This window comes from Pseudanabaena sp. 'Roaring Creek', assembly GCF_001402795.1.
Lineage (GTDB): Bacteria > Cyanobacteriota > Cyanobacteriia > Pseudanabaenales > Pseudanabaenaceae > Pseudanabaena.
Genome location: NZ_LIRE01000700.1, coordinates 1 through 16800, shown reverse-complemented (window position 1 = coordinate 16800; position 16800 = coordinate 1). Strand labels below are relative to the sequence as shown.

At 42.1% G+C, this 16800-nt stretch carries 15 protein-coding genes; 7 read left to right on the top strand and 8 right to left on the bottom strand.

Annotation, left to right across the window (positions count from 1 at the left end; genetic code table 11):
• Positions 1-194: 194 nt before the first annotated feature.
• Complete coding sequence (locus AC805_RS20135) at positions 195-428, top strand: hypothetical protein (RefSeq protein ID WP_231663870.1); 234 nt, start codon at positions 195-197, stop codon at positions 426-428.
• Here the strand turns inward: AC805_RS20135 and AC805_RS20130 are convergent.
• From AC805_RS20130 to AC805_RS20110, 5 genes are all read right to left on the bottom strand, one after another.
• Entirely contained in the window at positions 425-1414 is a 990-nt protein-coding gene (locus AC805_RS20130) for a formylglycine-generating enzyme family protein (protein WP_055077061.1), read from the bottom strand. The two genes, AC805_RS20135 and AC805_RS20130, sit on opposite strands and share 4 nt — an antisense overlap.
• Positions 1415-1708: 294 nt before the next feature.
• Positions 1709-3553 carry a molybdate ABC transporter permease subunit gene (gene modB / locus AC805_RS20125; RefSeq protein WP_055077060.1) on the bottom strand — a complete coding sequence of 615 codons (1845 nt, stop codon included), beginning with the start codon at positions 3551-3553 and terminating at the stop codon, positions 1709-1711.
• Positions 3534-4361, bottom strand: coding sequence for a molybdate ABC transporter substrate-binding protein (modA, locus tag AC805_RS20120; RefSeq protein WP_055077059.1), 828 nt, complete (start codon positions 4359-4361; stop codon positions 3534-3536). Before modA ends, modB begins: the two co-directional genes overlap by 20 nt.
• A gap of 302 nt (positions 4362-4663) precedes the next feature.
• A complete protein-coding gene (locus tag AC805_RS20115; protein WP_055077058.1) occupies positions 4664-5680 on the bottom strand; it encodes a J domain-containing protein in 1017 nt (338 codons plus the stop codon).
• 411 nt (positions 5681-6091) lie between these two features.
• Complete coding sequence (locus tag AC805_RS20110) at positions 6092-6778, bottom strand: hypothetical protein (RefSeq protein WP_055077057.1); 687 nt, start codon at positions 6776-6778, stop codon at positions 6092-6094.
• A gap of 247 nt (positions 6779-7025) precedes the next feature.
• On the opposite strand from AC805_RS20110, the gene AC805_RS20105 reads away from it, so the two are divergent.
• Entirely contained in the window at positions 7026-8963 is a 1938-nt protein-coding gene (locus tag AC805_RS20105; protein ID WP_055077056.1) for a S9 family peptidase, read from the top strand.
• A gap of 57 nt (positions 8964-9020) precedes the next feature.
• Here AC805_RS20105 and AC805_RS20100 read toward each other — a convergent pair whose 3' ends face one another.
• Entirely contained in the window at positions 9021-10382 is a 1362-nt protein-coding gene (locus AC805_RS20100; RefSeq protein WP_231663861.1) for a hypothetical protein, read from the bottom strand.
• A gap of 306 nt (positions 10383-10688) precedes the next feature.
• Between AC805_RS20100 and nrdR the strand changes: the two genes are divergently transcribed.
• Both nrdR and AC805_RS20090 read left to right on the top strand, forming a co-directional pair.
• Entirely contained in the window at positions 10689-11141 is a 453-nt protein-coding gene (gene nrdR / locus AC805_RS20095; protein WP_009628890.1) for a transcriptional regulator NrdR, read from the top strand.
• Positions 11142-11360: 219 nt separating this feature from the next.
• Positions 11361-11669 (top strand): DUF3155 domain-containing protein, encoded by a 309-nt coding sequence (locus AC805_RS20090; RefSeq protein WP_040689531.1) that lies wholly within the window; start codon positions 11361-11363, stop codon positions 11667-11669.
• Positions 11670-12284: 615 nt separating this feature from the next.
• Here AC805_RS20090 and AC805_RS20080 read toward each other — a convergent pair.
• Positions 12285-12497 (bottom strand): hypothetical protein, encoded by a 213-nt coding sequence (locus AC805_RS20080; protein ID WP_156341495.1) that lies wholly within the window; start codon positions 12495-12497, stop codon positions 12285-12287.
• A 245-nt stretch (positions 12498-12742) separates the two neighbouring features.
• A complete protein-coding gene (locus AC805_RS20075) occupies positions 12743-13165 on the bottom strand; it encodes a hypothetical protein (protein WP_055077052.1) in 423 nt (140 codons plus the stop codon).
• A gap of 325 nt (positions 13166-13490) precedes the next feature.
• On the opposite strand from AC805_RS20075, the gene AC805_RS20070 reads away from it, so the two are divergent.
• From AC805_RS20070 to AC805_RS20060, 3 genes are all read left to right on the top strand, one after another.
• Positions 13491-14258, top strand: a complete 768-nt coding sequence (locus tag AC805_RS20070; protein ID WP_055077051.1) for a WecB/TagA/CpsF family glycosyltransferase — start codon at positions 13491-13493, stop codon at positions 14256-14258.
• A 259-nt stretch (positions 14259-14517) separates the two neighbouring features.
• A complete protein-coding gene (locus tag AC805_RS20065; protein WP_055077050.1) occupies positions 14518-15972 on the top strand; it encodes a sugar transferase in 1455 nt (484 codons plus the stop codon).
• 404 nt (positions 15973-16376) lie between these two features.
• Complete coding sequence (locus tag AC805_RS20060) at positions 16377-16637, top strand: hypothetical protein (protein WP_055077049.1); 261 nt, start codon at positions 16377-16379, stop codon at positions 16635-16637.
• Positions 16638-16800: the final 163 nt, after the last annotated feature.

Sequence of the window (16800 nt, the reverse complement as noted above, 5' to 3'; positions counted from 1 at the left end):
TATAGTTGTTTTAAATAACTTGTAGACGGGCTTCGACTTCGCTCAGCCCTCGGTGTAAGCTAGCTGAGCGAAGTCGAAGCTGTAGTTTTTATTTGAATTATCTATATCACTTTTAGTTATGGTTTTCACAATTAAGACTGTTTGTTAGTTTTTGTGATACTGGATACAATAGAGACAAATCTAATAAGCTTTTCATGAATTGGAAAGGGGATGGATATATTATGTTCGGCAATATCAGAGAAGCTCGTTATCAAGAAAGACAAAGCGATCGAGATGGGGGACTTTTACCACGTAAAGATGACTCTGCTTATTTAGATGGTTATCTCAAGGGGAGACCTGAAGGATTAGATGGAGTTATGCAATATTTTCCAACGGTAGAAGATTACTTAAAGTGGCAATTAAATCACTCAAAGTCTTCGCGTCTTTAAATGGAATTTTTGACTAAGCGAAACCCAATATGTGTAGTTCCCGTATCAGGAGACTCGGACTCACGCGCCGCAGGACGATAGCGACTGCAATAATTGGGAGCACAAAGATAGGAACCACCCTTAATAACGTGTAACACCGACTCATCAGGCTTTTTGGGATCAAAGCTTTTATGGCGATCGCTAGTGATCGGATTGTGTTGGTGTGCCATGCGATCGTGCCCAACCTCGAAGAAATCAGAAGTCCATTCCCAAACATTACCAGTCATATCATAGAGTCCATAACCATTAGAAGGGAACGACCCGACAGGTGCTAAACCCTTGTATCCATCGGCTTTAGTATTAAAAAATGGAAAAATTCCCTGCCAAGTATTCGCTCTCTTCTCAGAATATTGATCCCCCCAAGCATAGGTTGCGCCATCTAAGCCTCCTCGCGCCGCATATTCCCATTGTGCTTCCGTGGGAATTGATTTGCCAATCCACTTGGCATAGGCTTCCGCATCTTTATAGGAAATATGCACGACGGGATAATTATCTTTATTTTTTATAGAACTATCTTTCCCAAAAGGATGTTGCCAATTAGCCCCCACAGTCCAAGTCCACCAACCAAGAAAAGCTACCGTCTGGGCATCTTCTTTAGGTGGTTGAAATACTAAAGAACCTGCTAAGCGCTGCTCTTCAGACAGATCGGGGAATTCTTCTTTTGATAGGGGAATCTCCGCAACAGTCTTGTAACCAGTCTCCTTCACAAATTTAGCAAACTCAGCATTCGTTACTTCATGCGCATCTATGCAAAAACTGCTCACACTCACATTATCAGCAGATCTTTCCTCAGGAAACCGATCGCTATCTGCACCCATCCGAAAAGTCCCACCATTAATAAACACCATCCCTTCAGAACAAGAGTTATTAGCCAAAGCAGAAGGTGCGATCGCTAAAGCGCAGAGAAGAAAAAAGAAAAAAAGAAAAAGAAAAAATCTATTTTGCACAATCAATCACCAATTACCAAAAGCCAAAAGCTAATCGCTAAAAGCCAATCACTAAAAAGCTAATCACTAATTTCTAAGTAATTGAGAATTCTTAACCTTTTCATACCACATTGACTTGCGTATTCTTCCTTTACAGAAGCATTAGCAAAGCTATAGCAATAAAAGAACGTCAGTTCGGATTTACGTAGCAAACCCTTTCTCAAAACCCGTTTAAAATTATCCCGAATTTATGCCCAAAAGCCAAGTGACGGCGCAAAGCGCCGCCACTTGGCTTTTGGAATTATCTCTAGTGATTTAAACTAAAAATAAATGATTAGGATCGAGATAGACTTGAAATGGTTGAGAATATTGCTTCAACACAAGCCATTTCTCTTTAAATACTTCCGCTTGCAGATGATAGTCCCAATCATGACTGGGAGGAGTCTTTAGCTTGAGGTATAAAGTCATACGGTGAGGCGTTTCCGTAGTACGAACCAACCAACAGGGAAGTATATTGGGAGAATCATTTTCGGATTCATGCTCAAGAAAAACGATATCGTGAGCGCGAATTCCTATATGAGTTAGCGGTTTAGTATTGGAATAGTTAACCTGTAGCTTACATTCCCAATCTAGAGCTTCGACGAGATCGGGCGCGATCGCATCAGTTTCAATCCGCGAAAAGTTTTTACACCCCGTAAGCCTTGCTGTCTCCACATTGGCGGGATGCTCTAAAACGGTTGACTTCTCACCGTAACTCATCACCTTTCCGCGATCCAAAATCAACAGGTTTTGGCAAATACGATAAGCCTCATCGATATTGTGAGTTACAAAGAGAGTAATCCCTTTATAGGTGCTAAGAACTGAGATGAGTTCCCTTTCTATTTGGTTGCGGAGGTGGGTATCGAGCGCAGAAAAGGGTTCATCTAGCAGAAGGATATCAGGTTGACTGACCAAAGCCCTAGCAAGGGCAACGCGCTGCTGCTGCCCTCCTGAGAGTTGATGCGGATAGCGATCGCCAAAGGATTGCAGGTCAATACTTTGTAATTGCTCCGCAACTTTTTGTCTAACCTCCGATCTCGGAAGCTCTTTGGGTAATCCAAAAGCAATATTTTGGGCAACCGTAAGGTGTGGGAAAAGCGCATAGTTTTGAAACAGAAAACCAATATTGCGATCGCGGCTGGGCAAATTAATTGCTTTAGCACTATCAAATAAGACCTTGCCATCGATCTCAATCCGTCCACTTGATGGATTCTCCATCCCTGCGATACACCTGAGCAGCATACTTTTCCCCGTACCTGATGCACCCAAAATACCAATGGATTGATCGACACAGTGCAAAGCAATTTGCAAATCAAATTCTGGTAATTGTTTGTAGATATCGATGAATAAGCCTTCATCAGCGATCGGCGATGGGTGATTGATAATTGGTGATTGAGATTTGGCAATTAAAATTGTTCCTTTTTCCTTTTTCCTGTTTCCTCTTTCCCTGCCTCTTGCTCTCTTGCTTGACCAAAAATGTGCAATCGCGATCGCGAAAAAAGACATCGATAAAATTATGGCTGTCCATAACCAAGCTTCCTGAGTTGAGCCCGATTCCACAGCAGCATAAATAGCAATAGGAATTGTAGTGGTTTGCTTAGGAATATTACCTGCTAGCATCAAGGTTGCTCCAAATTCGCCTAAGCCTCTAGCAAAGGAAAGCATAGTTCCTGCTAAAATTCCAGGAAAGGCTAGAGGTAAAGCTATTTGATAGAAGACTCTAAATTCAGAAGCACCAAGAGTTTTGGCAGCACGCAATAAATTTCCATCCACCTGCTCGAAGGCACTTTGAGCAGTTTTGTACATTAGAGGAAAAGTGACAACTATTGATGCAACTACCCCCGCATACCAAGTAAAAATAATGTTGAAATGGAAAAGCTGCAAAAATTTCCCTGCCCAGCCATACTGACCAAATAGTTGCAGTAGCAAAAAACCCACAACTGTGGGTGGTAATACCAGTGGGGCAAGGAAAATGCCATCAAATAACGTTTTCCACTTGCCCCGATATTCGAGAAGGCTATAGGCTAACGTAATTCCCAATAAAAATGTAAAGAAGATAGCAGTAGTTGCTACCTTAAGCGATATCCAAAATGGAGAGAAATCAAAGGCTACTGAATCCATATTTCTCGAAAATAGTTTTAGCGGTTTCGGTGGATAAAAAGTCTAGATAAGATTTAGCGATCGATTGATTGGCGCTTTTTCTTACCACAGCGACGGGGTAGACAATTGATTCGTGAAGTTTTGCATCAATGACTTGCACTACTTTAACTTTAGTAGAGGTTTTCGCATCGGTGGCAAATACAAATCCCGCCTGTGCGTTACCAGATTCAACAAATTGAAGCACTTGACGCACGTTACCTGCTAAGACAAATTTTGATTGCAAATCTGGCAATAGTTCTAACTTCTTCAAAGCTTGTTCGGCATATTGACCTGCAGGAACGCTACGGGGATCGCCGATCGCAATTCGTTCAAAATCAGCCTTAGTTAAGTCTTTCAAGTCACTAATATTCCCTTTATCTAATGGCACAATCAAGACAATACGGTTGCTTAATAAATCGCGTCGGGTATCGGTAACGATTAAATCTCTCTTTTGCAATTCATCCATTTGCTTGGCTGCCCCAGGAATGAGAACATCGACGGGAGCCCCATTCATGACTTGTTGTTGTATATTACCTCCGTTTGCAAAGTTAGTCCGAACTGATACATTAGTTTTTACTTGGTTATATAACGGTGTAAGTTCGTTCAATACGTCCTTCAGGCTTACCGCCGCAGAAACCGTTAATTGGGCATTGCTAGCTGGTTGGATTGATTCTTGACTGGCTAAGGGTTTATTCGTTTCAGTTGTTGGGGAGAAAAAGCTACATCCTACGATCGCGGATAAAGTGACAACGATTAAGGAGAGAAAAGTAATAACTTTTTTCTTGTTCATAGAGTCTCGGATGGGATTATTTTCTGTAATATCTATAATATTTTAGTATAGAAGCTTTCAAATCATTATGGGTAATCTCAGACAGAGAAAAAACAAATAGAAAAACTCTATACACAGGTTTTGAGGGCGAGAGCAGTCGGCGCATAGGAGGCTCTATTTCCATAAATTAGGTTACCGTATTAACCTAAGAAGAGAAGGTTAGCGCTTCGCGCTAACCTTCTCTTCTTGGGGCTTGATTTTGTCTTCAAGCGAGTGGCGACAGCTATATAAATCCTTCCAAAAATCCTGCAAACTCTGCAACCTTACTGAAATTGCGCCAAAAACTCTAACATCAACTCTTCTTCGGACATCTGCTGTAATTGCATCGATGTCGGTCCTTTTAAAAACTCCTTAATCGTCATCCGCCGATCGCGAAAATCGACAACAAATTGATGCATTTGTTCAATAATTGCGATCTGATCCTCGATTTCCCGCAAAGCCTCGCCAATCGGATCGCCGCCATACTTAGTTATCTTTTTGAAAGTGGCAGTCATTTCTCCCTGCTGTGTCTTTTTCGTGATTTTTAATTGCTGCTTTAAATTTTCTAATTGATCCTTAAGGTATCTATTCTCCGCTTCCACTTTGGCACAGTGGCGACTCAGATCGTCAGTGCTATCGCGATCGATAATTGCCCCCAATTCTTGCTCCTTTTCAATTGCCAGAAGTCTTGCTAGATCTCCATCTTGATAAGCGAGATTAATCTCTTTCATAATCTCAGTACGATATTCCTTCTCCGCTTCATCAGTTACTTTGTCTGGATGAAAACTATCAGCTAAACGCAAAAAAAGTTGGCGGATTTTTTTCAACTCATCACGATCTGGTTTCGGAATATCTTCGATAATTTGCTGATTAGAATGTCCCCGATAGTGAGACCAATCGAATTCATCTTCAAAGTCATCATCATTTTTAAATAGCTCCTCTTCAATGGGCAAATGCTTGGGACTAATGACTCCATCCAATTGTAAATTATAATAGACTGTCTCAATATCTTTACGAGATTTCTTGCCCAATTTTCTCCCAGTCAGAATTTCTTGAAAAACAGCATGAATTTGCTCATCCAGTTCCAAAATCTTTTGCCGAAAAGGAGCAACTCGTTGCGCAATCTGAATGCCCACCTCTTTGATACTGTCATTAAGAGCGTTTAACTTAGTGCGGTTAGTCTCAATTTGTTTGATAAGCTTACTGTTTTCTTTCTCCAAAAAATTAAGGCGAACACGCAGATCGGAAAGTCCTAGCTCATTATTATTAGTATCCGTAAGAGTCTTAGATTTTCGAGCCATAGGAGGTGAATTGAGGAATAATGTTAATATTCTAATCTGAAAGATAGCAGTGTTAAGAGACAGGAGATTACTATTTTTAACTATTCCTGTATTAAATAACAGTTTGCTTGTAGCACAATATTCAGGATAAATTTGCTAGAATCTTAACCTTTTATAATCTTTTCATGATTTATATAGCAATCCTAAACGTTTTGTGGAAGCACACCCCTTCGGAGTGCGCTTCCACAAACCCCAAAATATACAAATGATTTAGAGTAGCTATAGAGTAGCTATATATTTACAGTCACTTAACTTAGGACATAAACCCCAAGAACTGATTGGCAGCGCTAAGCGCTGCCAATCAGTTCTTGGGGTTTGATTCGTCCTAAGCAAATTTTACGTTGCTATACCAACTGTGAAGTGAACCACACTTTAATGCAACCTACCAAAAGCGATCGGGGTTATCTCTTCGCGTTTTGACAATCCACCTCGCCAATAATAGGCGATCGCTTCGCCTTCAGCATTTTGAACCACGCCAATCGTTCCAGTTCCCAAGCCCGTTTGCCCTTTGCGGCGACTATCCTTTGCGTGGGGTGCGCTAGTCGAGTCAATTACTGGAATCAGGATTTCATTGGGGCGATCGGGGTTGGGGCTTGGTTTGGCTCGAACGAGCATCACATGACCTGTATTGTGACTGTCAAGGTCTTGGGGGCGCAACCAAGCAACAATATCGCCACCGTGTAGATCGCTAGCTTTACTAATTCTTTCCCAGTGTTTAGTTTCTTGGGCTTTACTAGCAAATAATGCGTAAAAGTCTTGGGCAAGGGGACGATGAACTTTTGACTTAGAGACGGGTAATTCGGCATAGGCTTCTGGCAATACCCTTTGCAGTGAGTAGTCTAAGAAGCCTGAACAGTCGTAGTTAAAGCGTCCACTAGCCTCATCCACATCGGTAATATGTTGGTAGGTTGAGGTTTGTTTTGTCTCAAGTTGCCGCTCGGCTTCTCGCAGTAAAAGCGATTTCTCCATGCTTTGGGATGAAGTTACAAAAGCCAAACCTGCCAAACCAAAGGTTGCTAACGATGCCATACCGATAAAAGTTATTTTCTGAATATTCATTGATCTAGACCTCCAAATAAGTACTCCCTTCCCAGTGAAAAATTAGACGTTGCGGCGCTTCGCGCCGCAACGCTAATTCTTGGTTTTTAATGTCTAATTTTATAGCGGGAAGGGAGTAGCTCGTCTTAAGTAAACTTAAAACTCATACGAGCTTACTGCTCGATGGTTTTGGTTTTTAATTATGCCGAACTACTTATATAATCTTAAAAGCCATCCGAATAGATAGTTTGTATCCTTACAATAACTTATGACTCTCGCTCCCTACGGTTCTTGGAAATCACCTATTAGTTCTGACTCGATCGTTTCTAGTAGTATTCGGCTCGGCGCGATCGCCATTGATGGGGGTAATGTTTATTGGAATGAAGGTAGACCAACCGAAGGGGGAAGAAATGCGATCGTGCGCTATGACGGTGATTACAGCGAGATGACCTCTGCTCCGCTCAATGTGCGATCGCTAGTTCACGAGTATGGCGGCGGCGAATATCTGGTAAAGGACGGAAGGATTTACTTTTCTAATTTTAGCGATCGCTGCATCTATCGCAAAATTGGTGAGGGAACACCCAAACCCTTAACCGTGGAAGGAACTTATCGCTATGCAGATTTTGTTTGGAATCGCATCTATGGCAAATTGATCTGTGTGCGCGAAGATAGTACGGAAACTGGCGAACCGATTAATACCTTAGTGGCGGTAAATACAGCCAATGGTGAAGATATTCAAGTATTAGTATCGGGGGCAGATTTTTATGCTTCGCCACGACTCAATTCCACAGGGGACAAACTCGCATGGATTAGTTGGCAGCATCCAAATATGCCTTGGGATGGAACGGAACTCTGGCTAGCCGATCTAGTGGAATCAAATACAGGAGTTCTCACCATCCAAAATCCTCAACTGGTAGCTGGTGGTAAGGATGAATCGATTTTCCAGCCCGAATGGTCACCCGATGGCAATCTCTACTTTGTTAGCGATCGCACGGGTTGGTGGAATCTCTATCGTACTTCTGTAGAAGATATGACAATTCAACCCCTATGTTTGATGGAAGCTGAATTTGGTTTGCCGCAGTGGGTGTTCGGAATGTCGACCTATGGCTTTACGGGTGATGGTAAGATTCTTTGTTCCTATACCCAGCAGGGTAAATCCCTTTTAGCAATTCTCGATCCCTTGCATCTCGATCGGGGTTTACAAGAAATTGATTTACCCTTTACGTCAATTTCTGGACTGCGTTGTGAAGGCGATCGCGCGGTTTTTCACGGTGGTTCGCCAACGGAACCGACAGCAATAGTTTTACTCAATCTGACGACGGGAAGTTGGCAAAAGATACGGGTCGCGTCAGATTTGCAGATCGATCCCCTCTATATTTCCGCCGCTCAGCCCATCGAGTTTCCCACCGAAAATGGCAAAACAGCCTACGGGCTATTCTATCCTCCTAAGAATAAGGACTTCCAAGCCGAGGCTTCCGAAAAGCCCCCTCTATTGGTCAAAATTCATGGCGGCCCCACAGCTTCTACTTCAGGAAGTCTCAGTCTAGGCATTCAATACTGGACAAGTCGGGGCTTTGCCGTACTGGATGTGAACTATGGTGGCAGCACTGGCTATGGACGCGAATATCGCGATCGCCTTAAGGGTAATTGGGGCATCGTCGATGTGGATGACTGTGCCAATGGAGCGAAATTTCTTGCCGACAAGGGTTTAGTAGATGGCGATCGCCTTGCGATTTCGGGAGGAAGTGCTGGCGGTTATACGACCCTCTGCGCTCTGACCTTTCGTGATGACTTTAAAGCGGGGGCGAGCCATTACGGAATTTGCGATCTCGAAGCTCTTGCTACGGATACCCATAAATTTGAGTCACGCTATCTCGATAGTCTAATTGGTAAATATCCTGAACAGAAAGAAATTTACATTCAGCGATCGCCAATTCATTTCACCGAAAAACTTTCCTGCGCGATCGCCTTTTTTCAAGGTTTAGAGGATAAGGTCGTACCGCCCAATCAAGCGGAAATGATGGTGGATGCTCTACGTCAAAAGGGTTTGCCCGTTGCTTACGTTCCCTTTGAAGGCGAACAGCATGGCTTCCGCAAAGCCGAAAATATCAAACGCGCCCTCGATGGTGAGTTCTATTTCTACGCACAGATTTTTGGTTTTGCTCCTGCCGATGATATCGAACCACTGGCGATCGAGAATCTTTGATAAGTAATGAAGTGCCGTGCTCTGCACGGCACTCCATTACTTATCAGCTAGGGGCAATTAGTCAGCATAGCCACCAGCGCTTAAATACATAGATAACCGATAAAAAAACACTAAACGATCGGCTTCTCGATAAGTGCGATCGACAAATTCCCATGCTTTTTCTCCTTCTCCCAACATGTAACTATTAGCAAGATATACTGCCAATAGACCTTGGAGCAACTCTTTGAAGTCACCAGCGTAGTAAAAATTTAGTTCAATTCTTTCTTGAAGGTTTTGGGGAGGATTCGGATTCCGTCGTATCCGTTCTACTTTTCCTAAAATAAAGTGTATACTTTCCAAAGCCTCACCATTGTTTTCTCGAATTGTTTTTGGAAATTGTCTGGTTACATCGATAATTTTGCCGTTAGAAAGTTTTTGGATTAAAATGGATCTTTCTCTTCCATCGTAAGATTTAAAAACTAACCCACTCCTCACAATCTCTGCACTTCCATCTCCATCTAAATCTCGAATATCAAAAGTTTCTTCACGACTACGCTTAAAACTGTATTTGTCAAATATTTGCTTTTCATTATTAAAATAATAGGTCTGCCAGTAATCACAGCAAGCTAAGCCACCACGATGAAAAGAAATTACAGTATTAACATCGCCACTGCCTTCTAAATCAAAAAACTCGATCCCAACATCAACCCCACTATATCCCTCAATATATCCATTGATACCGCTTTTCTCAAATATCTCATCCAATAATATTTCCCCCCATTGAATGAATTGCAAACGGGGTTTAGAAATTACATACGTGCCATAAATGCCTTCAGGATGCTGGTAAATTACTTTTATTGTTAAATTTCCATAGCTTTTAGTTTCCACGACATCATAATCAAGTTTTTGAGATATTGAATCGTGATAACTAGGCTGACTTTTAACTAAAGTATAAGCTTGGCATCCTTCATCATATTTGAAGACATCTTTGGAAAGACCCGAGTGATTATCTTCTCTAGTTGGCATGATTACTTCAGGCTCATTGTCTTTATTTGAATAGACTATGGAGAAAGGAATTTTATAAAAAACTTGGCTAACGTTATTAGAGTTAAATAATCTTTGATCGGTTTTCTCCTCATATAGTAATTTTTCATTGCGATAAATCCGAAAGTGCATTTCAGAACTCATCTGCATCGCACGAAAGTTCTGCTCATAATTTATAAAAGAAGTTTCTACTCTGACGTTGCCCAGACTTTTTGAACGCACGATCTGCGTCTCATGGCTAGACTTAGGTTCGGGAAGAGGAGTATCTTCTGGAACTGGCAAACATACCTTCGCTGGTTGAAGCGCCTTAGACATCTCGTTAAAAAAAGTGACTTCCTGACCTTGCGCTTTAACTAGTGGTTGAGCGTTAATGCCGATATGGTCTATGACAAACATAGGAGCTAGCAGGGTTAGATATACCAACAGCATAGAATTCGACCTTTAATAATTGACTTACGAATTCTTGCATAAATCACTACCTTACACGAAAAAATACATCTAATTTTATGATTTATTTCTGTCAAAACACATTGTTTATAGCCTTAGCCACTTATAGCTATAGTCAGTAATGTTAGGACAAAAATCAAACCCAATAGAGAGTTGCGGCGCTTTGCGCCGCAACTCTCTATTGGGTTTGATGTCCTGACTTAAGTGAATATAGCTATACCATCCGATCCCTATACACCATAGTTGAGATATGTCATGCTTTGCCCGTTTTGTCAGCATACTGATAGCCGTGTTTTAGAATCTCGTTCGGCAGAGGCAGGCTGTAGTATCCGACGCAGGCGAGAATGTCTAAACTGTCAGCGTCGGTTTACCACCTACGAACGGATTGAATTTGTCCCCATCACAGTCTTAAAACGGGACGGGGCGAGCGAATCCTTCGATCGCTCGAAGTTGCTGCGCGGCATGATCAGAGCCTGTGAGAAAACGGGGGTATCGCAAACGGCTCTGGAATCAATTATTGATGAAATCGAAGCCCAACTTCAAGGACGCGATCGCCATCAAGTCTCAAGCGTTGAAATCGGGGAGATGGTTTTACGATATTTACAGGATGTCAGCGAAGTTGCCTACGTGAGATTTGCTTCGGTATACCGACAATTTCGGGGTGTTAGAGACTTTGCCGAAGCCTTAAACCACTTTGCCGCAAATTGATGTAGTTGTCGATACAGCGATCGCTGGAGTAACACATAGGGATGTAATGATTACCAAACCTAACTTCTAGATTTTGGCTTGGTATCAACCTAAGGCACAGGAAATGACCAGTGACAAAAATTTGTAAAGAAAAGTTGAAATTTCTTATTGACCCTAGCTATAATATCAATGTTTTGTAATCCCGATCGCATTTCAGGGTCTAAATTAGGAGGTATTGATTTGGCAAGGAGACGTAAGCGGAAGAGTAGACGTCGCCAAGAAGGGCGCAAAATCCTAGAACATATTCCTCAATTTAGTATCGATAGCGGAGAAGATAAGCCAGTAACGGCTGCACGTAAGTACATTCATACACATGGCATTCTTCCCCCAGCATTGTTGCTTGTAAGACGGAACGAGCACACAACGGATCGATACTTCTGGGCAGAAAAAGGACTATTCGGAGCACAGTATGTTGAAGAAAATCACTTCTTGTTTCCCAGTCTGAAGCCACCTGAAGAAAGAGAAGTAGCCCTTGCAGGATGCCGATAGTTTTTTGGCTATCCATCAAGGTAAACTTTAAATTTTTCGTTGGTATCGCTTTTTCAGCACTTTACATTAATAAGTACCTATTTCTAGAGAAAGCTGTGTTTATCACCATAGATTATAGAAATTCACACTTATTTATTCGTAAATTGCTGAAAAGTAAATATCAATATAGTTATGAGTATAAATATATTTGATTTGTAGTTTAGTCAAATATGTTTAAAATTTTCATGGTTACTCATGTAACTAAACAAATGGGGATTTTATTTATTTAGATATTAACGGTTGAGGTTATTTATTACATCTTCCAGAAGTGACATCTCACTTCTGGTTTTTTGTTGATTTACAGCAATTACCGATCAAACGAACCGCAAGAAAAACTTTGAAAAGCGTTGCAAAGCAACGCTTTTCAAAGTTTTTCTTAGTTTGGGTTTGATCGGTAATTGCTGTATCTTAAATCCCAAAAGATGAATGGTGGTGCGAAGCACCACCATTCATCTTTTGGGATTTAATCTTGCAATAAAAAAGAGCAAACTTAGGTTTGCTCTTTTTTATTGCGAATTGGATTTTTTTAATAGACTTTCATCATCAAGCATGGAGGAAACCCCACAAAGACCATCGCTAGGCATCCATAACTGCGTTATTGACTGTCTTTTTCCAGCCTCTGGGTAACTTAAGGTCGTCTGGATCGACGTAATGACAGGCATAGTCATCCAAGCAGATCAATGCCCATCCATTTCCGTCAATATTGACCAATTTGTAAGAAGCTTCAAGGACAAAAAAGCCTTTGTGGTTACGGGTATCGGGCTTTACTCTGACATTTTCTAAGATCATTTTGTTTAACATCCTTCTAAATAAAAAATTTATCCTTAGCTGCAATTAAAAATTAGCAGTTTCAGTAATTTATATTTAGGTAGCCTAACACTCTTGACAAAAAACCTCTGTTAAGTTTTGATGACAAACCGATGTTAGTTATAAAGTTATATGATCTTTAATGAAGTTATTTGTTGGATTTATCCGATACTTGTTAACAAATATTGATAATGGGTATTATTACACGATTTCTAATCGTTTTAATTTTAGCTTAGTACCCAATCCCTAACCTTTTCAAGGGCTTTCCAGTCGGGACGACGACGTAATCCTTCTTCAAAATTCTCAACAATTTCGGGCTTAATATCCTTCAAAATCATGAGCCAGTTTTGAGCGGCTTCTACCTGCTCACGCACCCCCTTTTGAGAGAGTTCTAGCATAGCGATCGCCAAGTTAATGCGACCCTGAGGATCTTCGGGCGCTATTTTAACTGCCTTTTGAGCGGACTTAAGCGCAAGCTTTGCATTATTATCGAGCAAATAAAGCCAAGATAGGCAGATCCAACCGCTAGCAACTTTAGGTTGGCGATCGCAAACTTTTTCAAACACAGGAATTAATTCCGCCGCAGATTCACCCTGTTTGTAGCGTTCTATACCCTGAGTGAATAAATCTTCTGCAATTTCTGTATTCATCGAGCGAATCAAAACTCCAAAGCCGTATTTTTTGCCTTAGCGATATTAACATATAGTCTACCCAATAATCGCTTCTACCCATCTCATACCAAGCTAAGAAATAGCGTAGCTATTTTTTATAGCTACAGTCACTTGACTTAGGACAAATCAAACCCCAAGAATTGACTGGTGGCGCGAAGCGCCGCCAGTCAATTCTTGGGGTTTATGTACAATTGGCGACAGCTATAACTTGGTATGCGATGAGTGGTGAGATGCTTCGACTTCGATCAGCTATCGATATGCGTGGGTTGAGCGGTCAGAGTTTGCTTGAGGGCATAATTTCTATATGAGCCAGCGAATACCTATTGTGAATGTTGGAATTGACGCAACTAGCTATTCCGAGATTTGCGATCGCCTTACCACCCTCGTCCAAGATCATAAATCCTGTTATATCGTGGCGGCAAATGTCCATGTAGTAATGAGTGCCTATTGGGACAAAAGCTATTGTCAGGTATTGGCAAATGCTGAGGTCGTTACACCAGATGGGATGCCATTGGTATGGGGATTACGATCGCTGGGAATCGGAAATCAGCAAAGAGTCTATGGTCCCGATCTAATGCTTGCCCTATGCGATCGTGCGGCGCGGGAAAATCTGCCAATCTATCTATTTGGGGCAACGGCGGTAACCCTAGACAAACTAGAGCAGAACTTAAGGTCGCGATTTCCCGATTTAGCGATCGCAGGTAAACATGCTCCTCCCTATCTAGATCTGCATAACCCTGCCTTTGAATCCCAGTTGGATGAAGATATCAAATTGATTGCTCAATCTGGGGCAAAAGTTTTGTTTGTTGCCCTTGGTTGTCCTAAGCAAGAGTTGTGGATGAGTTATGCCCAGTCGAAACTGTCAATGGTAATGGTTGGGGTCGGTGCTGCCTTTGATTTCCATAGCGGACAGGTTTCACAAGCACCTCGATGGATGATGGCGATCGGCTTGGAATGGCTATATCGCTTTGTGCAGGAGCCAAAGCGGCTATGGCAAAGATACTTAATTAATAACCCCTGCTTTGTTTTTTTGTTTGCCAAGCAACATTTGCAGCGACTTTTAAGTAAGTAGCTAGGCGTAAACCCCCAAGAATTAATTGGCGGCGCGAAGCGCCGCCAATTAATTCTTGGGGGTTTACGCCTAGTACAATTGGCGACAGCTATAAACCCGAAAAAATGAGTGGCGGCGCGAAGCGCCGCCACTCATTTTTTCGGGTTTTTTGATTTGTCCGCATAGCGACAGCTATAGCTCAAATTTGGGCAAGATAACCAACAGGGACTTAACTAAGCAAATTTGCGATGAAAAATCAGGTTAAGAGCAGAAGAGGATCATGAGAGTGAGTAGCGATCGCCAATCGACCGATAAGCATGTCAAAAAGTATGATATTCGGGCATGTCATCAAATCCAGCCATGGTCTGGCTTTGAATTTAACTGGATGCGAACGATATTACTGATTGCTAGCGATATTTTGGGATTAGGTATCGCTTGGAAGGGTTCATTAAGTTTAAATCAAGGCTTTTCTCCACTCCCACCCGAACTAAATTGGGGCGAGTTCGCAGGTCTAACTGGGTTGTTTTGGGCTTTTGCGGTGGCGATCGTGGCGGGATTTGCCTATCACAACTTTTATCGGGGGGAGTCCCAATGGCGTAACTATGTTAAGCAGGGACAGTTTATAAGTAGCGTATATCTATCATCGTTAGTCATCAGCTATTTTTATAACCCTACGGTCGATGCACCCCGATCGCTTTTTCTTCCTGCTTGGATCGGTAGCGTACTCATGATTATTGGTTTGCGACTGCTCCTAACCATACTTATCGATCAATTCCCAATTGCCAGAACCCATACCCCTGTGTTTATCGTCGCTCCAAGCGATCGGATATCCTCCTTAACCAAGGTTATTGAAAAAAGAACGGGTTATAAAGTTGTGGGAGTCCTTACTTCTGCCCTTGCCAATAGCTCGCACTCCATGCAAGCCATCATCGCCTCTGGTGCTAAGGAAGTAATTGCGGAAGGATTGCCTGAAACGCAGCTGGCTTCTCAGTTATATTGGCAACTTCGCAATGCGGGAATAGGACTAAGACTGGTTCCCTCTAGCCTCATGCTGTTGCATCGGCGAGGTACTCCAGAGATTTTTGCATCAATGCCCATGATTCGGATCGAGCCAAATTTATTGGCAAATTGGGAATATATCTTTAAACGCTGTTTTGATCTGATTGCCTCCTTATTCGGGTTGATCGTTTTATCGCCTGTATTTATAGGAATTGCGATCGCTATTAAAGCCAGTTCTCAAGGAAGCATATTCTATACTCAAGATCGGGTGGGGCTTCAAGGTCAATCCTTTCGGATGTGGAAATTTCGCAGCATGTTTATGGATGCCGATCGCCGCCAAGCTGAACTAGAGCATCTTAACAAGAGTTCTGATGGAGTTATGTTTAAAATCGAACGGGATCCTCGTATTATTCCCATCGGACATTTTTTGCGTTGCACCAGCCTCGACGAACTACCGCAGTTATTTAACGTACTATTAGGACAAATGAGCCTCGTTGGTCCCCGCCCTTTACCTGTACGCGATGTAGCTCGATTTAGTAATTGGCATCATACAAGACATTTAGTAATGCCAGGGATAACTGGCTTATGGCAAATATCGGGGCGATCGGAACTGGATACAATCGATGATGTTGCCAAGCTGGATCTGTTCTATATCGATCGCTGGACGCTCAATTTTGATTTGGAAATTCTCATTGAAACGCTAAGACTAGTTCTCTTTGGCAAGGGAGCATATTAAGTAACGTCAGTTCGGGTTAAGCTGGCAAATTTTAGAATCTAAAAGTAAAAGCCTTGCATAGCAAGGCTTTTACTTTTGGGCTTTGAGAAAGGGTTTGTGTAGCAAACCCTTTCTCAAAGCTCTAAGAAATGGGTAAGGATGGGCGGCGCTTTGCGCCGCCCATCCTTACCCATTTCAATCCTTTTTTCTTCGGACTACCGAAAAATCCATGCTTTAAAGTATTGTCGAGAACATCATTGCCCAAGACTCTCAGACTATACTGTTAAGTAGCTAAGCATAAGTAAACCTAAAATCTGGAAGAAGATACTGTCCGCACATCGGGCAGTACCCTCTCTGGTTTTGGTTTTTAATTATGCCGAACTACTTAACTATAAATCAACCTAAAATCTTGAGGATTACCCAAAATGAGTGAAGAACAAAAATCAGGATTTGGTGGATTTGTAAGCGGTCTACAGCAAAAGGCTGGAGAAGTCGCTGAAGGAATTAAGGATAAGGTTGAAGGAGTTGTGGGCGAAGAGAATTTGAAAAAAGTTACTGATGTCCTAAATACCGATGTTGGGGCGGTTGCCAAAGATTCCGCTGGAAAAGCGATCGATGCCTTGGAAACTGTCACTGGTCGCGATATTGATGGGGATGGAGATATTGGGGGCAAACCCAAGGAATAATGGAAAGTCTTAATGGAAGTGTCACGCCAATCGGGACACTTCCATTAAGGAACTTGCGAAAAAATAAGATACCAATCCAGATTTACCAGAATCGGTTGGGCGGCTTTGCCGTCTACCGATTCTGGTTTTATATTTGGTACTTCATTAAATCGCAAGTCCCTTA